Genomic DNA, 20,203 nt, shown 5'->3' on the forward strand with positions numbered 1-20,203 from the left:
CGGCTACAGCCCGGCGACCCCGACGGCGAGCAGCACGCAACCGATCGCGGCCAACAGCGCGGCGAATCCGCGCCGGCCGTGCGCACGCACCCGGTCGTAGAACGCCGTCAGCGTCGCCCGCGTGCGGTTCGGCGCGACCAGGTACGCCAGCAGCGGCAGCTCCACCAGCGCGAACGCCACCACGTTGAACGTCACGAGCGCGCCGAACTGCACGGCCGCCGCGGCGCCGGAGGCGACGATGAGGGCCAGCGCGGCGAGGTAGTCGACCGACGGCAGCGCGATCCCCAAACCCGCCGCCCCGGCCGCCCAGAGGGACCGGCCGTCGATCAGCTGCCGTCCCCGCCGCATCAGCGGACCGAGGGTGCGGCCCGCCTTCCCGTCCGGGTTCACCCGGCCGATCACCCCCGCCGCGATCAGGGCGGCGTTGAGCAGCACCACCGCGCCGACCACGATCTGCACGGTCGGCAGCGTGAAATGCGCCGATCCCAGCGCAGGCCGCAGCACGAACAGCACCACCACCCCGACTACGGTGCCCATCGCGAAACCTCCGGCGAGGAACACCAGCAGATGCAGGGCGGGCCGCGGCCGGTTGAGCATCAGCACCGTCATACCGATCCGGAACGGCTCCAGGCTCACCGCGAGGGCCATCAGCATGAGCGGGAACCACATGATGGCGTCAACTTACGGCACGTTGTACTCACGGGGATTCCCATCATGGTGGCCGCGCCGGGCGACGTGTGAAGATGGAGGGCGATGAGCGGTACACACTCCGAGATCGACCTGAGCCCGTCGTCCCTGCGGGAGGCGTTCGGGCATTTCCCGACGGGCGTGATCGCGATCGCCGCGGAGGTCGACGGCACCCGGGTCGGCTTGGCGGCAAGCACTTTCGTCCCGGTGTCGCTGGACCCGCCCCTGGTGTCGTTCTGTGTGCAGAACTCGTCGACCACCTGGCCGCGGCTGGTGGACGCGCCCTACCTGGGGATCAGCGTCCTCGGCGAGTCCCATGACGAGGCGGCGCGGACACTGGCCGCCAAGACCGGCGACCGGTTCGCGGGGCTGGAGACGGCGTCAACCGAGCGGGGGGCGGTGTTCATCCACGGCACCAGCGTGTGGTTGGAGAGCGCCATCGAGCAGCAGGTGCCCGCCGGGGACCACACGATCGTCGTGCTGCGGGTCAGCAACATCACCGTGCACCCCGATGTGGCGCCGATCGTGTTTCACCGCAGCACGTTCCGCAGGCTCGGGGCCTGAGGTAGCAGCAGCTACGGGCGGTAGCCGAGTTCGTCGCGGTAGTGTCTGACCCGCTCGTCGAGCTCCCTGGCGTCGGCCGTGCGGCCCTCCCGCCGGGCGAGCTCGGCGCGGCTGCTGATCTCTCGGATGGCGGTCCGAATATCGTTGGTGCTCAAGGGCTGGTGTAGCGACACTGCGCTGCCTTCCGTCGCTGAGTGGTGCTCTTCGCGAGCGTACTCCCGACACACCCCGGAGTGAACCAGGTCACTCAGGGGTTCATCTCGTAGACGCCGTCGTAGCCCGCCACCTCGTGCCACACCCGGTCGAACCGGGCGGAGTCGGTGACCGGCTTGCGGATGGCCGACAGCGCCCACGCCTGCTGGTCGGCGGTGGAGCTGGGCTTGCCGTGCAGCTCGACCGCGTAGGCGGAGAAGTCGCGGATCATCACGTCGAAGATCTGGTCGGTCAGGTCGGCGTCGAGGCCCGTCAGTTCGGCCTGCTCGAGGATCAGCTGGCCGTACACCACCAGTGAGAACAGGTGGCCGATCACCAGCACGAAGTCCAGGTCGCTGCGCTGATCCTGATCGGGTGCCGCCCTGGCCAGCAGTTCCTTGAAGGCGGTGACCTGCTCGAAGAACCGTCCGACGTTGGGGATGCCGGTGTTGCGCTCGTAGACCGGTGCCCAGTCCGCGAACCGCACCTTGGAGGCGCCGCCGACGGGGCCCTGATGCCAGAAGAAGACGTCGTCGGCTGCGTCGTCGCGGGTGCCGATCTGCGGGTAGTCGGCCGGGTTGAACATGTAGTTCGGCATGAACTTCAGGATCTGGGCGACGTTGACGTGCACGGTGCCCTCCAACCGCGGCAGGGCGCCGATCAGCCGGACCACCTCGCTGAAGTAGGTGTTCTTCTCGAAACCCTTGGCGGCCAACACATCCCACAGTAGGGTGACCACCTTCTCGCCCTCGGAGGTGACCTTGGACTTGGTGACCGGGTTGAACAGCAGGTAGCGGCGGTCCTCGAGGCTCGCGCTGCGGAAGTAGTCGATGGCGCGGTCGCTGAACAGTTTCATCGCGATCAGCCGCGAGTAGGCGTCGACGAAGTTCGCGCGCACGTGCGGGAACACGGTGACCGGGTTGCCGTACAGAATCCGGTTGTTGGCGTGGGTGATGGCCTCGTAGAAGGCGTGCTCGCACATGCCGATCGAGCCGCTGCACAGGTTGAACTTGCCGACGTTGACGGTGTTCAGCGCCGCCGAGAAGGCCTCCGGCCCGGTGCACAGGATGTCCTCCTCGTACACCGGGTAGTCGTTGAGCCGGAACGTGCTGACGAACATCTGGCCGTGCACGACGTTGCCGATCAGCTCGTAGTTCTCGTGGCCGCTGTCGGCGACGAACCACACGTAACCCTCGGCGCCGTCGACGTCGGTGCGCCGCGAGAACACCGACACCATGCCGGCCACGTTGCCGTTGCCGATGTAGTACTTCTCGCCGGAGGCCCGGAACAGCACGCCCTCGCTGTCGTTCTCCGCGGGGGTGAGTAGCAGGTCGGTGTTGTAGATGTCGGCGCCGTGCTCGCGCTCCGACAGCGCGAACGCCATCACGCCGCCGGCCTCGAGCTGGGCGGCCGCCTTCTCCTTGGCCTTGACGTTGTCGCTCTGCCAGATCGGTCCCAGCCCGAGGATGGTGACCTGCTCGGCATACCAGTAGGAGAGCCCGTAGAAGCCGAGGATCTCGCTGAGCACCGCGTTACGGGAGGTGTCCCAGCGCTTGTCGGCGTCCCCGCCGGAGAACTCCGACGGCGTCAGGAACGTCGCGAAGAGCCGTTCCTGCTTGACGAAGTCCAGGAAGTCCGACACCCACGCCGCATCGAGGTCGTCGCGCAGCAGCCGGTCCTTGCCGCGCTGCTCGAACCAGTCGATCAGGGCGCGCAGCTGGCGGCGGGATTCCGCGTCGAGCCGCGGCGGATCGAAGGAGTGCGGGTTGAGCAGCAGGGGGCGTGCGGTCATGGGTGGCAATCTAGCGCCCCCGGCGAATCCGGCGCGCCAAACAACGAGGAGCGTCGCTTTCCGCGCCCGATTCGCCCCGGTCAGGCGTGAACGTCGCGCAGACCCACGGCGTTACGCAGCCCCGAGCAGTTCACACACCCCACGCAGCCGATGCAGTCGTCGCAGCTCACGCAGCCGACGCAGGCCCGGCACCGGCCGCAGTCGATGCAGCCCAGGCAGGCGAGGCAGCCGCGGCACGCGATGCACAGCACGGTCAGCACGCACCCGGCGATCGCGGCGCTGCCCGCGGTAGCGATGGATCCGGCCACACCGGCGCTGCCTGCCGTCACGATCGAGCGCACCACCGCCGCACTGCCCGCGGTGGCGACGGATCCGGCGACGCCGGCACTTCCCGCGGTGGCGATGGATCCCGCGACGGCCGCGCTGTTGACGGTGCCGATCGAGCCGGCCACCGCGGCACTGCCCGACGTCGAGATCGACCCGGCGACGGCGACGTTGTCCGCCGCCACCGGCGCGCCGGTCATGGTGCTACTTCCCCCTACTTCCGCCGGAACAGCTTGTTGCCCAGCCACACCACCGGGTCGTACTTGCGGTCGGCGGCGCGTTCCTTCATCGGGATCAGCGCGTTGTCGGTGATCTTGATGTGCTCGGGGCACACCTCGGTGCAGCACTTGGTGATGTTGCAGTAGCCCAGTCCGTTCTCCTCCTGGGCCTGCTCGGCGCGGTGGCCGTGCACATCGAGCGGATGCATGTCCAGCTCGGCCTGCCGCATCAGATACCGGGGACCGGAGAACGCGAGCTTGTTCTCCTCGTGGTCACGGTTGACGTGGCAGACGTTCTGGCACAGGAAGCACTCGATGCACTTGCGGAACTCCTGGCTGCGGTTCACGTCTTCCTGCTGCATCCGGTACTCGCCGGGCTGCAGGTCCTTCGGCGGCGTGAAGGACGGGATCTCCCTGGCCTTCTCGTAGTTGAAGGACACGTCGGTCACCAGGTCCCGCATCACCGGGAAGGTGCGCAGCGGGGTGACGGTCACGACCTCGTCCTCCCCGAACGTGGACATGCGCGTCATGCACAACAGCCGGGGGCGGCCGTTGATCTCCGCCGAGCAGGAGCCGCACTTGCCGGCCTTGCAGTTCCAGCGCACCGCCAGGTCGCCGGTCTGGGTCTGCTGCAGCCGGTGGATGATGTCGAGGACGACCTCACCCTCGTTGACCTCGACGGTGTAGTCCTTGAGTTCCCCGCCGGAGGCGTCGCCGCGCCAGACGCGCATCTGAGCGTTGTAGGCACCCATGGGTCAGCCCTTCCGTTGCGGATGTTCGAGGAGTTCGTCGTCGGTGTAGTACTTCTCGAGCTCGGAGAGTTCGAACGTCTCCAGCAGGTCGGACCGCATGGTGGGCTGGCGCTCCTTGGAGACGCTGACGTCGGGAACCACCGGGTCGTCGCCCTCGGACCGGACCACCAGCAGGTGGTTGCGCCAGCCGGCGTTCATCGACGGGTAGTCGTCGCGGGTGTGGCCGCCGCGGCTCTCGGTGCGGGTCATCGCGGACTTGGCCACCGATTCGCTGACCAGCAGCATGTTGCGCAGGTCCATCGCCAGATGCCAGCCGGGGTTGAACTTGCGCTCGCCCTCGACCTTGACCCGCTTGTAGCGGTCCCGGAGTTCCTGCAGTTTATCCAGGGCCTCCTGCATCTCGTCGGCCTTGCGGATGATGCCCACCAGGTTGTTCATGGTGTCCTGGATGTCCAGCTGCAGCGAGTACGGATTCTCCGGCGCCGAGCCGTCGCTCGGACCGTCGAACACCGCCAGCGCCATCTCCCGGGCCTTGGCCACGGCGTCCTCGGTGACCGCCGGCCGATCCGACATCGCGCGGACGTAGTCCGAGGCGCCGAGCCCGGCGCGCCGGCCGAAGACCAGCAGGTCGGACAGCGAGTTGCCGCCCAGCCGGTTGGAGCCGTGCATACCGCCCGCGCACTCGCCCGCGGCGAACAGGCCGGGCGTCGCGGCGGCGGCGGTGTCCGGGTCGACCTCGATGCCGCCCATCACGTAGTGACAGGTCGGTCCGACCTCCATCTCGTCGGTGGTGATGTCGACCTCGGCCAGCTCGATGAACTGGTGGTACATCGAGGGCAGCCGGCGCTTGATCTCCTCCGGGGTCATGCGGGAGGCGATGTCGAGGTACACGCCGCCGTGCGGGGTGCCGCGGCCTTCCTTGACCTCGGTGTTGATCGCCCGGGCCACCTCGTCGCGGGGCAGCAGGTCAGGGGTGCGGCGCGCGGAGTCGTTGTCCTTGAGCCACTGGTCGGCCTCTTCCTCGGATTCGGCGTACTGACCCTTGAAGACGTCGGGGATGTAATTGAACATGAAGCGCTTGCCCTCGGAGTTCTTCAGCACTCCGCCGTCGCCGCGCACGCCCTCGGTGACCAGGATCCCCTTCACCGACAGCGGCCAGACCATGCCGGTCGGGTGGAACTGGATGAACTCCATGTTGATCAGCGACGACCCGGCGCGCAGCGCCAGCGCGTGCCCGTCGCCGGTGTACTCCCAGGAGTTCGACGACACCTTGTACGACTTGCCGATGCCTCCGGTGGCCAGCACCACCGCGGGCGCCTCGAACAGCACGAAGTCGCCGGTCTCGCGGTAGTAGCCGAAGGCTCCGGCGACCTTTCCGTTGTCGAGCAGCAGTTCGGTGATCGCGACCTCGTGGAAGACCCGGATCCGCGCTTCGTAGTCGCCGAGTTCCCGCTTGTCCTCCTGCTGCAGCGACACGATCTTCTGCTGCAGGGTGCGGATGATCTCCAGGCCGGTGCGGTCACCGACGTGGGCCAGTCGCGGGTAGGTGTGCCCGCCGAAGTTGCGCTGGCTGATCTTGCCGTCCTTGGTGCGGTCGAACAGCGCGCCGTAGGTCTCGAGCTCCCACACCCGGTCCGGGGCTTCCTGGGCGTGCAGTTCGGCCATCCGCCAGTTGTTCAGGAACTTCCCGCCGCGCATGGTGTCACCGAAGTGCACCTGCCAGGAGTCCTTGGTGTTGACGTTGCGCATGGCCGCGGCGCAGCCGCCTTCGGCCATCACGGTATGGGCTTTGCCGAACAGCGATTTCGTCACCACCGCGACGCGCAGGCCCCGTTCCCGGGCCTCGATCACCGCGCGCAGTCCCGCCCCGCCGGCGCCGATCACGACGACGTCGTATTCGTGCCGTTCGATTTCTGCTTCGTCCGAAGCCATCAACCCTCACTCGTCCTTGATCAATGAAAAACTCTGTGCGCCTTGTGTTTCAGCCGATGAACCGCAGATCGGAGATGGTGCCGCCGGCTACCAGCATGACGTAGAAGTCGGTCAGCATGAGCGTGCCCAGCGTGACCCAGGCGTAGAGCTTGTGCCGGGTGTTGAGCTTGCTGATCTGCGTCCACATCCAATACCGGACCGGGTGTTTGGAGAAGTGCTTGAGCCGGCCGCCCGCGACGTGCCGGCAGGAGTGGCACGAGATCGTGTACACCCAGAGCATCACCACGTTGATCACGAGGATGACGTTGCCCAGCCCGAAGCCGAAGCCGCCCGGACCGTCTTCGGAGTGGAAGGCCTTGATCGCGTCCCAGGTGTTGATGAGCGAGATGAGCGCCGCGATATAGAAGAAGTAGCGGTGCAGGTTCTGCAGGATCAGCGGAAAACGGGTCTCTCCGGTGTATTTCGCGTGCGGCTCGGCCACGGCGCAGGCCGTCGGCGACTGCCACACCGAGCGGTAGTAGGCACCTCGGTAGTAGTAGCAGGTGATTCGAAACAGCAGGAGGAACGGCAGCGACAGCAGCGCGTAGGGCAGCAGCGACAACGGCCCCGACGTGGGCAGGATCTGCGGCCAGAACTCGCTGGCCTCGCCGCAGGCCTTACTCAGGCAGGGTGAGTAGAACGGCGTGAGGTAGTGGTACTTCTCGACGAAGAAGTCGTCGCGCATGAACGCCCGCACCGTGGCGTAGATGATGAACGCGGCGAAACCCAGATCCGTGACGATGGGCGACTTGAGCCAGTTGTCGGTGCGCAGCGTGCGCTGGGCGATCTGGGCTCGGCCCGGGGAGAAGACGCCGGTCGCCTTGCGGTCGGCGGTGGGTGCGCTCACGTTTCCCTCTCGATGAATGTTTCTTGACGAACTCGACTCGCGCACTCGACTGTCGCACGAGCCCGATGTGCCCGACCGGGCACTCCCTGGCTCAGTGCGTTCCGCCCAGCCCCTCGTCGTCGACGCCGCGCCAGAAATCGGTGTCGTACTGGGTATCCGGAATCGGGATGCGTTCGCCGACATGGTGATGCCGGGACAGACCGCGCGCGAGTTCCAGTTCCTCGGCGTCGATGTCGAGTCGATCGATATCGTTGAGGATGCGTTCGGCATCATTGACGATGCGACGGGTAGCCGGGCTGTCCCCGTATCGCGACGCCAGTGATGTCACGCAACGCCGAAGGCTTCCGATCAGATCGTGAAGCTCGGCGAGCTCGGTGGTGCTGCTGGACAAGTGACCTCCTTGGGCTGAAGGGTGTCATGGATCACAGTACGCATTTGATGCTAGCCACATCACCCACCTGATGGGTGAGACAGATCACTTTGATGACACGGAGGTAAGAATGACCGACGACGTTCTGAGGGGCCGCGCCGAGACGTTGCTGGCGCTGCACCGGCCCGGGGACCCGGTCATCCTGCCGACGGCGTGGGACGCGTGGTCGGCCCGGCTGGCCGCCGGCGCCGGCTTCGCGGCGCTGACCGTGGGCAGCCATCCGGTGGCGGACTCGGTCGGCAAGCCCGACAACGAGGGCATGACGTTCGACGATCTGATCACCCGCGTCGCCCAGATCACCGCCGCCACCGATCTGCCGGTGTCGGTCGACATCGAGTCCGGATACGGCGAAGCACCGTCACGGCTCATCGAGGGCCTGCTGTCGGTCGGGGCGGTCGGCCTGAACATCGAGGACACCGTGCACAGCGAGGGCGGCCGGCTGCGGTCGGCCGACGAGCATGCCGATCTCGTGGGTGCGCTGCGGGCGGCGGCCGACGCGTCCGGGGTGCACGTGGTGATCAACGCGCGCACCGATCTGTTCCTGAGGCAGGACGGCGACGAGTCCGACCGGGTCGACCGGGCGATCGCCCGGCTGACGCAGGCGGCCGACGCAGGCGCCGACGTGCTCTACCCGGTCGGGTTGCACGGCCCGGAGACGTTGCAGCGCTTGACATCCGAGCTGCCGCTGCCGGTCAACGCGATCGCGGCGCCGGACAAGGCCGACCCGGCGTCCTACGGTCCGCTCGGGGTGGCCCGGATCAGCTTCGGACCCTTCTGGCAGGCCGCGCTCGCGGAGCGTTCGAAGGAGATCCTGGCCCGCTGGCGCTGAGTCGTACCGGGCGTCAGTCCGTCAGTCGGTGTCGACGACGAGGACCTCGGTGTGTGCCCGGCGCTTGACGATCTTCGGCACCGACCCGACGAGTCGGCCCACCACCGACCGCATGCCGACGCTGCCGACCACCAGCAGGTCGGCACCCACCTCGTCGGCCAGGTCGACCAGCGCGTCGGCGGGCACGCCCTTGACGGCGCGCTGTTCGACGTTGTGTGCGCCGGCCTTCCTGGCGCGGTCGGCGGCGTCGTTCAGCAGGCCGTACACGGGCGCGTCGCCCTGGATGCGGTACTCGTCGCCGCGCGGCTGATCGGGTTCCGGTGCGCCGCCGTCATGACGCGCCGGTGTGTACGCCGACGCGATGATCAGGCGGGCGTCGGACTCGGCGGCCAGCGCGGCGGCCTTGTCGACCGCCCGCAGCGAGGTCTCCGAGCCGTCGGTGCCGACGACGATGGTCGAGTACTTCGTCATGGATGCGCCCCTCCCGTGATTCGATTGCGGTGAGTGTACAACTGTTCACTCACGGGGCCCAGAGGGCGCCGATCGACATCAGCGGTGCACGTCGGTCACGACGATGTCGATGTCGACGCCCTCGACGCCGATCACCTCGTTGATCACGGCGGCAGCCAGCGTGCGCGCCTGTGCCGCGGTCGCGGCGAGATCGGCGCCGTACCGGCCGCTGACCTCGATGCGCACGGCGCGCAGCGTCTTCTCGTCCAGGGCGACGGCGACGTCGACCAGCGTCAGGTCCGGCAGCGAGCGCAGCGCGCGGGCCAGGCCGGCCCGCAACACCAGGTCACTGACCGCGATCCGGCCCGCAGCGTCGCCCGGGCGTGGGTCGACCACGTCGAGGGGCCAGCCGCCGCGGGGGGTGGCCCGCACGGCGTCGATCACGCGGGCTTCGATGGCCACCCAGCCGCGTTCGGGCATCGCGCGCAGGTCCCGGGACGCCCGGGCCAGCACGTCGTAGTCGCCTATCGCCATCGTTGAAGCCTCTGCTGAAGTGTCGTTCGGGCGCGGTGATGATGCCCCCGCGCCCCGTCCGGGCTCAGACTCAGGATCGTCCCGATCTGGGGGAAGGTCAATTCCTCGACCTCCCGCAACAGCCAGACCGCGCGCTGGCGGGGTGGCAGTTCGGCGAGGGCCTCCTCCAGCGCCCCGAGGAATTCGGTGTTCGAGACGTTGGCGAACGGATCGGCCGAGGCCGACGCGTCCGCCGGGTCGAGCAGCCGGTCATCGAGCGGCACCGCCCGCTTGACGCGGTGCGAGTCGACGACCTTGCGGGCGCAGATCGCGAAGAGCCATGTCCGCGGGCTGGATTCGCCCCGGAAACGGTCGATCTGGCGCCATGCCGCGACGAATGTCTCCTGCACGATGTCCTGCACGGCCGCGTCGTCGCGGGTCATCCGGCGCGCATAGCGGTGCAGGGCGGGCCCGTGCCGGCGGATCAGGGTCTCGAACGCCGATCGATCTCCGGCGGCGGCCGCCGCCGCCAGCTCGCGGTCGTCGACCTCGCGATCCACCGTGGGGTCGCCGGCAAGCATCGGCCGATCGGTCCTCTCGAGGCATCCGGAAAACGAAAACGCGTGACGCCGAGAGCCTAGCCACGAGCCGCGGCGATGATGTGGTCGGTGACACATTCGTCAGACATTCGGTTCGTCCGTCGTCCACCGACCAACCGGGTGACTCAACGAAAAGGAGCAGACATGAGCACCGATCAGGGCAAGACCACGATCGCTGATGCCGTGGTGTCGAAAATCGCCGGGCTGGCCGCGCGTGAGGTCACCGGCGTGCACGCGCTGGGTGGCAGCGCGAGCCGCGCGGTGGGCGCGCTGCGGGAGCGGATCCCGGGCGCCACGGTCAACCACGCCCAGGGCGTGTCGGTCGAGGTCGGAGAGAAGCAGGCCGCCGTCGACATCGACATCGTCGCCGACTACGGCGTGGCCATCGCCGATCTGGCGTCGGGCATCCGGCGTAACGTCATCGCCGCCATCGAGCGGATGACCGGCCTGGAGGTTGTCGAGGTGAACATCGCCGTCCACGACGTCTTCGTCGCCGACGAGGACGACGCCGAACGCGACGACCGCCCGGCGAGGGTCGAATGACCCGGCAGGAACGGGCGGACGCGGTCGCCGAACTCGTGCGGGCGGTGCCGGGTGTGGCCGATCTGCATCCCGGCATGTTCGGTGAGGTCGGCACCTATCTGCCCGGCCGCCGGGTGCCCGGGATCCGGTTCGGCGACGACACCATCGCCGTCCACATCACGGTGCTGGAGGGCGCTGCCGTGCGGGAGACCGCCGCCGCCGTCCGCGCCGCCGTGTCCCGGGAGTGGCCGGGCGTGGCGGTCGACGTCACGGTCGAGGACGTGGCCGCGCGCGACTGAGGTCCGCGTCTCACAACGGGTCCGGCACCGCGGTGAGCACACCGTGATGGGCGCTTCACACGGCGCGACACAGTGGCAATATCGGCTTCCTAGCCTGAGCGGCATGCCCACTTCACGCGTCGTGGTCGTCGGCCACGGCATGGTCGCGCACCGCTTCATCGAGGCCCTGCGTTCCCGCGACACCGAGGACCGCTGGCACGTGACGGTGCTGGCCGAGGAGCTCGACGCGGCCTATGACCGGGTCGGTCTGACCGGCTACACCGAGCACTGGGAGCGCTCCCGGCTCGCACTTCCCGGCAATCTGTACGGCGGTGACGACCTCGTCGACGTGCGCCTCGGTCGGCGCGTCACCGCGCTCGATTCGGCCGCCACGACGGTGACCACTGCCGACGGCGCCGAATTCCGTTATGACGCACTGGTGCTGGCCACCGGCTCGTATGCCTTCGTGCCGCCGGTTCCCGGCCACGACCTGCCGCAGTGCCACGTGTACCGCACGCTCGACGACCTCGACGCGATCCGGGCCGACGCCGCCCGCGCAGTGACTGCCGCCTCCGGTGACGCCGCCGGTGTCGTCATCGGAGGCGGGCTGCTCGGACTCGAGGCGGCCAACGCACTGCGCAGCTTCGGGCTGACCCCGCACGTGGTGGAGATGGCGCCGCGGCTGATGGCCCAGCAACTCGACGAGGCCGGTGGCGCCCTGCTGGGCCGGATGGTCGGCGCGCTGGGCATCGACGTGCACGTCGGGGTCGGCACCGAGCGCATCGAACCCGCACAGGCGGGGGTGCGGGTCACCCTGAGCGATGGGCAGACGGTGGACGCGGGCGTGGTGGTGTTCGCGGCGGGGGTGCGGCCGCGCGACGAGCTCGCCCGCGTCGCCGGACTGGCGGTCGCCGAGCGCGGCGGTGTGCTCACCGACGCCTCCTGCGCCACAAGAGATCCGCGGATCTACGCGATCGGCGAGGTCGCGGCCATCGACGGCCGCTGCTACGGCCTGGTCGGACCCGGCTACACCAGCGCCGAGGTGGTCGCCGACCGATTGCTGGGCGGCGCAGCGGAATTCGGCATCGCGGACATGTCGACCAAACTCAAGCTCCTCGGTGTTGACGTCGCGAGTTTCGGCGACGCGATGGGCGACACCCCGGACTGCCTGGAGGTGGCCGTCAACGATGCGGTCCGGCAGACCTACGCCAAGCTGGTGCTCTCCGACGACGCGTCGACGCTGCTCGGCGGCATCCTGGTCGGCGACGCCTCGGCCTACGGGGTGCTGCGCCCGATGGTCGGCGAGCAGCTCCCCGGTGATCCGCTGGCGTTCCTGACCCCGGCCGGATCAGACGGCAGCGCGGCCGGCGTCGGGGTCGGGGCGCTGCCCGCGACCGCCCAGATCTGCTCCTGCAACAACATCAGCAAGGGCGACGTCACCGATGCCATCGCTGCCGGCTGCTGCGACGTGGCGGGGCTGAAAGCGTGCACCAGGGCCGGCACGTCGTGCGGTTCGTGCGTGCCCCTGCTCAAGCAGTTGCTCGACGCCCAGGGGGTCGAGCAGTCCACGGCGCTGTGCGAACACTTCCCGCAGTCGCGCGCCGAGCTGTTCGAGATCGTCACCGCCACCGAGATCCGCACCTTCTCCGGGCTGATCGAGCGGTTCGGGTCCGGAAAGGGTTGCGACATCTGCAAACCCGTGGTGGCATCGATTCTCGCTTCCACCGGCACGGGGCACATCCTCGACGGAGAACAGGCCTCGCTGCAGGACTCCAACGACCACTTCCTGGCCAACATCCAGCGCAACGGCAGCTACTCGGTGGTGCCGCGGGTGCCGGGTGGGGACATCACGCCCGAGCACCTGATCCTGATCGGCGAGATCGCCCGGGACTTCGGCCTCTACACCAAGATCACCGGCGGTCAGCGCATCGACATGTTCGGCGCCCGGGTCGACCAGCTGCCCGAGATCTGGCGCCGCCTGGTCGACGGGGGCATGGAGTCCGGGCACGCGTACGGCAAGGCGCTGCGCACGGTGAAGAGCTGCGTGGGCAGCGACTGGTGCCGCTACGGCCAACAGGATTCGGTGCAGATGGCGGTGAACCTCGAGTTGCGCTACCGCGGATTGCGCGCCCCGCACAAGATCAAGATGGGAGTGTCCGGGTGCGCGCGGGAGTGCGCGGAGGCACGCAGCAAGGACGTCGGCGTCATCGCGACCGAGAACGGCTGGAACCTCTACGTCGGCGGCAACGGCGGCATGACACCGCGTCACGCCGAGCTGCTGGCATCCGACCTCGACGACGAGACGCTGGTGCGCTACGTCGACCGGTTCCTGATGTTCTACATCCGGACCGCCGACCGGCTGCAGCGCACCGCGCCGTGGGTCGAGGAGAAGGGTCTCGAGCATGTGCGCGAGGTGGTGTGTGACGACTCGCTGGGCCTGGCAGCCGAATTCGAGGCCGCGGTCGCCCGGCACGTCGAGGGCTATGCGTGCGAGTGGAAGGGTGTGCTGGAGGACCCGGACAAGCTGTCGCGGTTCGTGTCGTTCGTGAACGCCCCCGGCGTCGACGATCCCACGGTGACCTTCACCCGATCTGCGGGACGGCTGGTGCCGACGCCGATCGGTATGCCGAAAGTGGTTCAGCGGTGACGGTTCTCGACGATGTCACGGTGTGGACGACGGCGTGCCGCCTGGATGTCCTGCTGCCCAACCGCGGGGTCGGGGTACTGCTGCCCGACGGCGCGCAGGCCGCGCTGTTCCGTCTCGACGACGGCACCCTGCACGCGGTGGGCAACATCGACCCGTTCACCGGGGCCGCGGTGATCTCCCGCGGCATCGTCGGCGACCGCGCCGGCCGGCCGATCGTGCAGTCGCCGTTGAAGAAGCAGGCGTTCGCCCTCGACGACGGTGTCTGCCTCGACGACCCCGGCTACGCGCTCCTCGTCTACGCCACGCGCGTCACCCCCGCCGGCGACGTGCAGGTCGGCTCCTGATCCGCGGAACAGCATTCCTGGTTGCTCTCCGGCCCGTCATCACAGCCGGGAATGCTATTCCGTTGTTACCGAACTAGGGACTTTCGGCCCACGACGGCGGCGTGAGAACTACTTACCGTCGTAGGCATGACGTATGTGATCGGTAGCGCATGTGTGGACATCGTCGACAAGTCCTGTGTGCAGGAGTGCCCCGCTGACTGCATCTACGAGGGCGCCCGGGCGATGTACATCAACCCGAACGAGTGCGTGGACTGCGGCGCCTGCCGCATCGCGTGCCGGGTGGACGCCATCTACTACGAGACCGACCTGCCCGACGAAGAAGCCGCCTCGCTCGAGGACAACGCGGCCTTCTTCAGCATGGTCCTGCCCGGCCGCGAGGCCCCGCTCGGAGATCCCGGCGGCGCGGCCCGGGTGGGTCGTGTCGGCGCGGACACGCCGCTGGTGGCCGCGCGGCCGCCGTCAACGACCCCGCACCCCTGACGCCGCGGGCTCCGACACCAGAGCCCGCTGGAACCGGCTGACGATCAGCCGGGTGATGCCGGGATGTGTGCCGAGCGGATCGGTCACCAGGTCGGCGCCGCTGTCGCGCAGCCGGTCCTGGAACAGGCCTTCCGAGAGCAGGTACGACGCGACGACCACGCGCCTGCCGCGGCCCCGCAGCGCGCCGACGGCGTCGGCCACCCGGGGCTGCCCGGTCGCGGCGAACGCGAGTTCCACCCGCGAACCGAGCGTCGCCGACAGCCACGCCGCGGTGGTGTGCAGGTCGCGCAGCGCCGCCAGATCTGACGTGCCCGCGGCCGCGAGGATCACCGAATCATCAGGCCGCCAGCCACTTTCGATCAGCCGGTCGACGAGCACCCGCACCAGCTGCGGGTCGGGTCCGAGGGCGCGGGTGACGGTGACGTCGTCGTGGCCGCTGTCGCGTACATGGGCCGGGATGTCGCTGCTGACGTGGTAACCGCGGGCCAGGAACGCCGGCACCAGCACCGCCGGTTCCCCGGTCCGGGCGCCGAGCACCTCGGCCGGCGTCGGTCCGACGACGTCGACGAACGCGACGTGTACCGGCCGGCCCAGCGTTGCCGCCACCCGGGACGCGAGGTCGCCGATCAGCGACACCCCCTGCCGCTTGCGGGTGCCGTGGGCCACCAGCACGTGAGTCATGAAGCGTAGGCCTCGTCGACGGGTAGTCGGTAGCCGCGTTTGACCACGGTGGCCACCATCTTCTTGTCGCCCAGCGCGGTCCGCAGTCGCAGCACCGCGGTCTCGACCGCGTGGGTGTCGGTGCCGCTGCCGGGCAGCGCCCGCAGCAGATCGGCGCGGGACACCACCGCGCCCGGATGCTGCGCCAGCGCCCGGATCGTGGCCATGGCCGCGGGCGACATCGCCTTCACCGCACCGTCGACGAGCACGCAGTTGCCGCGGATCTCCAGCAGGTGTCCGGCCACCCGGACCGTGCGCGCCTGCAGCAGCGGCAGTTCGTCGGTGATGTGCCGGGCCAACGCCCCCAACCGCATCCTCTCCGGCGCTGACGTGGGTACCCCGAGCCGGACCAGCGGGCGCGCGGTGACGGGTCCGACGCACATCGCGTGCACCCCGCCCCGCAGCGCTGCGAGCACCTCAGCCTCGATGCCCATCTCCTGCGCGCGCATCAGCACCGACGCGACCGCGGGCGCGGACGTGAAGCTGACCGCGTCGAAGCGCTCCTCGGCGATGCCGGCGACCAGCGCGTCGAAGTCGCCGTTGCGGGGCGCCGGATGCCAGCGGTACACCCGGATCGGCACCACATCGGCTCCGGCGGAACGCAATTCGTCGAGGAACTCGGGGAACGGATCCCAGTCGGCGGTGGCGCCGTGCAGCTGTACCGCGATCCGGCTGCCGGCGATACCGCCCTCGACGAGGTAGTGCAGCACCTCGCGGGAGGACTCCGATTCCGGCGACCACTCCTCGGGCAGGCCGGCCGCGCGCAGCGCGCCGGTGGCCTTCGGGCCGCGGGACACGATGCGGGCCTTGGCCAGTGCCCCGGTGAGTTCGGTGGCCAGGCCCCAGCCGTCGGCTGCGGCGACCCAGCCGCGGAAACCGATGCCGGTGGTGGCGATGACGATGTCGGGCGGTTCGTCGATCAGTGCGCGCGTGCGCTGGCGCAGTTCGTCGTCGTCGGGCAGGGGCACCATCTCGATGGCGGCGGCACTGGTGACGGTCGCGCCGCGACGGGCGAGCAGCGCGGCGAGTTCGTCGGCGCGCCGCGCTGACGTCACCGCGACCCGGAATCCGGTGAGCGGCGACCAGTCCGGCTCACTCATGCCCACTGTCTATTCAGGCCGTGTTTCGTGCCGGTTACCCGGTCGTTGCCGGGTGGTGTCACGGCCGGACAGGGCGTGAATTTCCGCTCACCGCCGGCACCTGCCGACTGTGAGGCCTCACCAGACGTCGCCGTCACGCCAGTCGCAGGCGAGGCCCGCCGCGGGGTCGAGGGTGGCCGAGACCGGCAGCACGAACACCGCGCCGTCGTCGTCGGGGGTGCGGATGATGCCGCTGGGTGCGAGCACCGAGGTGGGTCCCTGCCACGGCACCCAGCCGCGACCGGTGTACAGCGGCCGGCCCAGATCACTGGTCCCGAGGGCACCGACGACGTAGCCGCCGCGGATCACCTGCTCGACGGCGTCCATCAGCGCGTGCGCCAACCCCTGGCCGCGGTGGTCTTCGCGGACCGCGACCGCCTCGACGTAGCCGCACCGCAGTGCGGTGTCCTGGTGGAGCAGTCGGCGCTGCACGACGGCCGCGTGGCCGATCATCGCCCCGCGCTGACAGATCACCGCGTGCATGCCGCCGAGCGCATGCTCCCAGTCGGCGTCGGAGAACTCGCCGCCGAAGGCCTCGATCACCATCCGGCGGGCGTCCTCACGGGACTCGTCGTCGAGGTCCGAGGTGTGAACGAGGCGTGCGCGCACACCTCCAGTGTCTACCAGGCCGAGCCGTCCCCCGGCGGGCCGAACGGCGCCCGGGGCCGCGACCAGTGCAGCCGCACGGTCTGGCCGGGGCGCGCCTGGGCCATCGCATCGATGTCCTCGTCGACCACGACGCCGATCACGGGGTAGCCGCCGGTGACGGGATGGTCGGGGCCGAGGATCACCGGAAAACCGTTGGGCGGCACCTGGATCGCACCCCGGGTGGCGCCCTCGCTGGGCAGCTGCCGGTCGGGCCAGCGATACTCCAGCGGCATCCCCACCAGTCGCATCCCGACCCGGTCGCTGCGATTGGTGACCTGCCAGTTCGTCCGCACCAGCACGTCGGGGTCGACGAACCAGTCGTCGCGCGGTCCCGGGACCACCCGCAGCTCGAGCGCCTCGTCGCCGAGGGCGGCCACCGGCGCCTGGTCGAGTTCGGGGAACTCGTCGGTGTGCTCGCCGACGCGCAGCACATCCCCCGAGCGCAGCGGCAGCGGGCCGAGCGACGACATCACGTCGTAGCTGCGTGAGCCGAGCACCGGCGAGACGTCGAACCCGCCGCGCACCGCCAGGTAGGAGCGCAGCCCGGACCGGGCCGGCCCCAGCGAGATCACCTCGCCGGCGCGGACGTGGTGAATGCTGTTGGTGCCGAACGGAACTCCACTGACCGCTGGATCGGTGTCGGCGCCGGTGACCGCGATCGCGACGTCTCCGCCGTGCACCCGGGCGGCGAACCCGCCGAGCGTCACCTCGACGGTGGCCCGGTCTCCGGGGTTGGCGACGAGCCGGTTGGCCAGCGCGTGCGAACGCCGGTCGGCTGCCCCCGACCGCGTCACGCCGAGATGGGACAGGCCGGGCCGGCCGAGGTCCTCGACCAACGCGAGCGGTCCGGGCTGAAGGATCTCCAGCGTCACCCCGCTCATGACTGCACCGCCCGGAACTGCACCCACAGACCGGGAGTCAGCAGCGCGGGATTCTCGCGCTCGACGTCCCACAGCACCGCGTCGGTGCGTCCGATCAGCTGCCACCCGCCGGGCGATTCCCGCGGATAGACGCCGCTGAATGCGCCCGCGAGCCCGACGGATCCGACGGGCACCTTGGTGCGCGGCTCCGCGCGTCTGGGCACGGCGAGCCGCTCGTCGCCGCCCACCAGGTAGGCGAATCCCGGGGCGAACCCGCTGAATCCGACACGCCACGGCCGTGCGGTGTGCGCGGCGATGACGTCGTCGACGCTCAGCCCGGTCAGCTGCGCCACGTCGTCGAGATCCGCGCCGTCGTAGACGACGTCGAGGGTCACGTCGGCGTGCCCGTCGGGTGGTGCGGCGGACTCGGCGATCGCCTCCGCACTCGGCTGCACCCGACCCAGCCGCTGGCGCGTCGGGGCCTGGTAGTCGACGCCGGCCAACTTGACCAGCACGGTCTGGGCGGCGGGCACCAGATCCACCACGCCGGGCAGCTCGGCCGCCCGCAGCGCATCGGTCCACGCCAACACTTCGGCAGTACTGCCGAATTCGAGGAGGAGCGCCCGATCGCCGTAGTCGTGGATCGTGCGTGCGCCCCCGGTTCGCATTGCTTGCATCGCATCCGCAGTCACGCTCATGTGCCAACGCTACCGTCGAGTAGCTTTTCCGTCCGCTGCTCGCTGCAAGCTCTGTGAACCTTGCCAGAGCTGCCTTATGAAGGGCTCAGAGGAGCGGCCTGTCGCGACGGTCGGAGGGGTCCTGCGGGGTTGAATGCACGGATGGGTGGGGGGCAGGCGCGCGCCGGTGCGCTGATGGCGGTGACCGCGATGATGTCGGTCCAGTTGGGCATGGCGGTGGCGGTCAACCTCATCGAGGACATCGGTTCCGACGGCACCGCGTGGCTGCGGCTGGCGTGGGCCGGCCTGCTGCTGCTGGTGGTCGTGCGTCCCCGTCCGTCGGCGTTCACCCGCAAGACGTTCGGCATGTGCGTCCTGCTCGGCATCGTCAGCGCCGCGGTGTCGCTGTTCTTCATGGCCTCGCTGGACCGGCAGCCGCTGGGCACCGCCACCGCGCTGGAGTTCCTCGGCCCGCTGACGGTCGCGGCGGCGCACGGCACGGGCCGCGCGCGCCTGGTGTGGCCGGGCCTGGCGGCGGTCGGGGTGGTGCTGCTGAGTCAGCCGTTCAGCGGCGGCGTCGACCTCAAGGGCGTGGTGTTGGCGCTCACCGCCGGTGCGGCGTGGGCGGTGTACATCCTGCTGACCCAGAACGTCGGCGACCAGGTGGCCGGGGTGACCGGATTGGCGGTGTCGATGCCCGTCGCCGGTCTGGTGGCGACGTTCACCGTCAGCCCGGCGGTGTTCGAGCGGATGACGCTGCACATCCTTCTCGTCGGCCTCGGCATGGCGATTCTGCTTCCGGTCGTGCCGTTCGTGCTCGAACTGTTGGCGCTGCGCCGGCTGACCACGGCAGCGTTCGGCACGCTGATGTGCCTCGAGCCGGCGCTGGCCTTCGTCGTCGGGTTCACGCTCCTGCACCAGAGCCTGGGCGTCTCGGCGATCATCGGGATCTTCGTCGTCGTGATCGCCGGCGTCGGGGCCGCCCGCAGCGGGGGCCGGCAGGCCGACATGCACATCGAGGTGGGTTAGCCCACCAGCTGGTACGTCGGCTCGTTGCGCTTGATCACGGCGATCACCCGGTAGGTGACGGGCAGCATGACCACCTCGACGGCGGTCTTGTAGAACCAGCCCAGCGCGGTGTAGACGGCGAAGTCCCGGAAGGTGGAGATGCCGATCGCGCTGGCGGCGATCGTGCAGAACACCAGGGTGTCGCCGAGCTGGCCGACGAACGTCGAGCCGACCAGCCGCGCCCACAGGTGCTTCTCCTTGGTGCGCTCCTTGATCGCCACCACCACCCACGCGTTGAGGGTCTGCCCGACGATGAAGCCGGCCAGCCCGGCGACGATCAGCTGGGTGTAGGCGTGCACGATGTTCTCGAAGTGCTCCTGGTTGGTGTAGAAGTCGGCCGCGGGGAGGTAGATCGTCACCCAGAAGGCAAGGGCGGCAAGGATGTTCATGGCGAAGCCGGTGAAGATGGCACGGCGGGCGGCCTTGAACCCGTACACCTCGCTGAGCACGTCGCCGATCACGTAGGTCAGGGGGAACACGATGAAGCCGCCGTCGGTGATGATCGGCCCGAAGGCGACGCCCTTGGTGGCGGTGACGTTGGAGATGATCACCAGGGCGGTGAACACGGCGACGAGGATCGGATAGTAGGCCGAGCCCACGCGGGCGAAGGTGGCGTGTCGATCCAGGTCGGTGGGCTGCTCGGTCACCGGCC

At 69.4% G+C, this 20,203-nt stretch carries 25 protein-coding genes; 8 read left to right on the forward strand and 17 right to left on the reverse strand.

The window, feature by feature from the left end:
• Positions 1–3: 3 nt before the first annotated feature.
• The gene (locus tag MCHLDSM_RS06715) at positions 4–669 is read right to left on the reverse strand and encodes a GAP family protein (RefSeq protein ID WP_048469448.1); all 666 of its coding nucleotides are present in this window, start codon (positions 667–669) and stop codon (positions 4–6) included.
• 84 nt (positions 670–753) lie between these two features.
• On the opposite strand from MCHLDSM_RS06715, the gene MCHLDSM_RS06720 reads away from it, so the two are divergent.
• Positions 754–1,251 (forward strand): flavin reductase family protein, encoded by a 498-nt coding sequence (locus MCHLDSM_RS06720; protein WP_048469449.1) that lies wholly within the window; start codon positions 754–756, stop codon positions 1,249–1,251.
• A gap of 11 nt (positions 1,252–1,262) precedes the next feature.
• On the opposite strand, the gene MCHLDSM_RS38435 is transcribed toward MCHLDSM_RS06720, so the two are convergent.
• The 7 genes from MCHLDSM_RS38435 to MCHLDSM_RS06750 form a co-directional block, all read right to left on the reverse strand.
• A complete protein-coding gene (locus MCHLDSM_RS38435) occupies positions 1,263–1,406 on the reverse strand; it encodes a hypothetical protein (RefSeq protein ID WP_168440066.1) in 144 nt (47 codons plus the stop codon).
• Between the two features lie 92 nt (positions 1,407–1,498).
• Positions 1,499–3,235: an acyl-CoA dehydrogenase family protein gene (locus tag MCHLDSM_RS06725; RefSeq protein WP_048469450.1), complete on the reverse strand. Its 1,737-nt coding sequence runs from the start codon at positions 3,233–3,235 to the stop codon at positions 1,499–1,501.
• A gap of 80 nt (positions 3,236–3,315) precedes the next feature.
• Positions 3,316–3,759 (reverse strand): hypothetical protein, encoded by a 444-nt coding sequence (locus tag MCHLDSM_RS06730; protein WP_048469451.1) that lies wholly within the window; start codon positions 3,757–3,759, stop codon positions 3,316–3,318.
• A 14-nt stretch (positions 3,760–3,773) separates the two neighbouring features.
• Positions 3,774–4,529, reverse strand: coding sequence for a succinate dehydrogenase/fumarate reductase iron-sulfur subunit (locus MCHLDSM_RS06735; protein ID WP_048469452.1), 756 nt, complete (start codon positions 4,527–4,529; stop codon positions 3,774–3,776).
• Positions 4,530–4,532: 3 nt separating this feature from the next.
• A complete protein-coding gene (locus tag MCHLDSM_RS06740; RefSeq protein WP_048469453.1) occupies positions 4,533–6,461 on the reverse strand; it encodes a fumarate reductase/succinate dehydrogenase flavoprotein subunit in 1,929 nt (642 codons plus the stop codon).
• A 49-nt stretch (positions 6,462–6,510) separates the two neighbouring features.
• Complete coding sequence (locus MCHLDSM_RS06745) at positions 6,511–7,347, reverse strand: succinate dehydrogenase subunit SdhC (RefSeq protein WP_048469454.1); 837 nt, start codon at positions 7,345–7,347, stop codon at positions 6,511–6,513.
• 91 nt (positions 7,348–7,438) lie between these two features.
• A complete protein-coding gene (locus MCHLDSM_RS06750) occupies positions 7,439–7,738 on the reverse strand; it encodes an Rv0250c family protein (RefSeq protein ID WP_043404111.1) in 300 nt (99 codons plus the stop codon).
• Between the two features lie 109 nt (positions 7,739–7,847).
• Between MCHLDSM_RS06750 and MCHLDSM_RS06755 the strand changes: the two genes are divergently transcribed.
• Positions 7,848–8,606: an isocitrate lyase/PEP mutase family protein gene (locus MCHLDSM_RS06755; protein WP_048469455.1), complete on the forward strand. Its 759-nt coding sequence runs from the start codon at positions 7,848–7,850 to the stop codon at positions 8,604–8,606.
• Between the two features lie 21 nt (positions 8,607–8,627).
• Here the strand turns inward: MCHLDSM_RS06755 and MCHLDSM_RS06760 are convergent, their stop codons facing one another.
• From MCHLDSM_RS06760 to MCHLDSM_RS06770, 3 genes are all read right to left on the reverse strand, one after another.
• Positions 8,628–9,077 (reverse strand): universal stress protein, encoded by a 450-nt coding sequence (locus MCHLDSM_RS06760; protein WP_048420844.1) that lies wholly within the window; start codon positions 9,075–9,077, stop codon positions 8,628–8,630.
• 78 nt (positions 9,078–9,155) lie between these two features.
• Positions 9,156–9,590 (reverse strand): hypothetical protein, encoded by a 435-nt coding sequence (locus tag MCHLDSM_RS06765; protein ID WP_048469456.1) that lies wholly within the window; start codon positions 9,588–9,590, stop codon positions 9,156–9,158.
• Complete coding sequence (locus tag MCHLDSM_RS06770) at positions 9,581–10,150, reverse strand: RNA polymerase sigma factor (protein ID WP_048469457.1); 570 nt, start codon at positions 10,148–10,150, stop codon at positions 9,581–9,583. Before MCHLDSM_RS06770 ends, MCHLDSM_RS06765 begins: the two co-directional genes overlap by 10 nt.
• Before the next feature lie 162 nt (positions 10,151–10,312).
• Between MCHLDSM_RS06770 and MCHLDSM_RS06775 the strand changes: the two genes are divergently transcribed.
• The 5 genes from MCHLDSM_RS06775 (at position 10,313) to fdxA (ending at position 14,439) form a co-directional block, all read left to right on the forward strand.
• Positions 10,313–10,711: an Asp23/Gls24 family envelope stress response protein gene (locus tag MCHLDSM_RS06775; protein ID WP_053081368.1), complete on the forward strand. Its 399-nt coding sequence runs from the start codon at positions 10,313–10,315 to the stop codon at positions 10,709–10,711.
• A complete protein-coding gene (locus tag MCHLDSM_RS06780; protein WP_048469458.1) occupies positions 10,708–10,989 on the forward strand; it encodes a hypothetical protein in 282 nt (93 codons plus the stop codon). Before MCHLDSM_RS06775 ends, MCHLDSM_RS06780 begins: the two co-directional genes overlap by 4 nt.
• Before the next feature lie 103 nt (positions 10,990–11,092).
• A complete protein-coding gene (nirB, locus tag MCHLDSM_RS06785; protein ID WP_048469459.1) occupies positions 11,093–13,615 on the forward strand; it encodes a nitrite reductase large subunit NirB in 2,523 nt (840 codons plus the stop codon).
• Positions 13,612–13,959, forward strand: coding sequence for a nitrite reductase small subunit NirD (gene nirD, locus MCHLDSM_RS06790; protein WP_048469460.1), 348 nt, complete (start codon positions 13,612–13,614; stop codon positions 13,957–13,959). Before nirB ends, nirD begins: the two co-directional genes overlap by 4 nt.
• A 126-nt stretch (positions 13,960–14,085) precedes the next feature.
• Positions 14,086–14,439 carry a ferredoxin gene (fdxA, locus tag MCHLDSM_RS06795; RefSeq protein ID WP_048469461.1) on the forward strand — a complete coding sequence of 118 codons (354 nt, stop codon included), beginning with the start codon at positions 14,086–14,088 and terminating at the stop codon, positions 14,437–14,439.
• Here the strand turns inward: fdxA and MCHLDSM_RS06800 are convergent.
• The 5 genes from MCHLDSM_RS06800 to MCHLDSM_RS06820 all read right to left on the reverse strand — a co-directional run bounded on the left by MCHLDSM_RS06800 (position 14,419) and on the right by MCHLDSM_RS06820 (position 18,504).
• Positions 14,419–15,120, reverse strand: coding sequence for a sirohydrochlorin chelatase (locus MCHLDSM_RS06800; RefSeq protein WP_048469462.1), 702 nt, complete (start codon positions 15,118–15,120; stop codon positions 14,419–14,421). The genes fdxA and MCHLDSM_RS06800 overlap by 21 nt on opposite strands.
• Positions 15,117–16,259, reverse strand: coding sequence for a uroporphyrinogen-III synthase (locus tag MCHLDSM_RS06805; RefSeq protein ID WP_048469463.1), 1,143 nt, complete (start codon positions 16,257–16,259; stop codon positions 15,117–15,119). Before MCHLDSM_RS06805 ends, MCHLDSM_RS06800 begins: the two co-directional genes overlap by 4 nt.
• A 117-nt stretch (positions 16,260–16,376) precedes the next feature.
• Entirely contained in the window at positions 16,377–16,925 is a 549-nt protein-coding gene (locus MCHLDSM_RS06810) for a GNAT family N-acetyltransferase (RefSeq protein ID WP_063840614.1), read from the reverse strand.
• Positions 16,919–17,827, reverse strand: coding sequence for a 5-oxoprolinase/urea amidolyase family protein (locus MCHLDSM_RS06815; RefSeq protein ID WP_048469465.1), 909 nt, complete (start codon positions 17,825–17,827; stop codon positions 16,919–16,921). The genes MCHLDSM_RS06810 and MCHLDSM_RS06815 overlap by 7 nt, the downstream gene beginning before the upstream one ends.
• Entirely contained in the window at positions 17,824–18,504 is a 681-nt protein-coding gene (locus MCHLDSM_RS06820) for a 5-oxoprolinase subunit B family protein (protein ID WP_048469466.1), read from the reverse strand. The genes MCHLDSM_RS06815 and MCHLDSM_RS06820 overlap by 4 nt, the downstream gene beginning before the upstream one ends.
• Before the next feature lie 141 nt (positions 18,505–18,645).
• Between MCHLDSM_RS06820 and MCHLDSM_RS06825 the strand changes: the two genes are divergently transcribed.
• Positions 18,646–19,512 carry an EamA family transporter gene (locus MCHLDSM_RS06825; RefSeq protein ID WP_048469467.1) on the forward strand — a complete coding sequence of 289 codons (867 nt, stop codon included), beginning with the start codon at positions 18,646–18,648 and terminating at the stop codon, positions 19,510–19,512.
• Here MCHLDSM_RS06825 and MCHLDSM_RS06830 read toward each other — a convergent pair.
• Positions 19,509–20,198 carry a queuosine precursor transporter gene (locus tag MCHLDSM_RS06830; RefSeq protein WP_048469468.1) on the reverse strand — a complete coding sequence of 230 codons (690 nt, stop codon included), beginning with the start codon at positions 20,196–20,198 and terminating at the stop codon, positions 19,509–19,511. The two genes, MCHLDSM_RS06825 and MCHLDSM_RS06830, sit on opposite strands and share 4 nt — an antisense overlap.
• Between the last annotated feature and the right edge of the window lie 5 nt (positions 20,199–20,203).

The sequence above is a fragment of the Mycolicibacterium chlorophenolicum genome (assembly GCF_001044235.1).
GTDB classification, from domain to species: Bacteria; Actinomycetota; Actinomycetes; order Mycobacteriales; family Mycobacteriaceae; genus Mycobacterium; species Mycobacterium chlorophenolicum.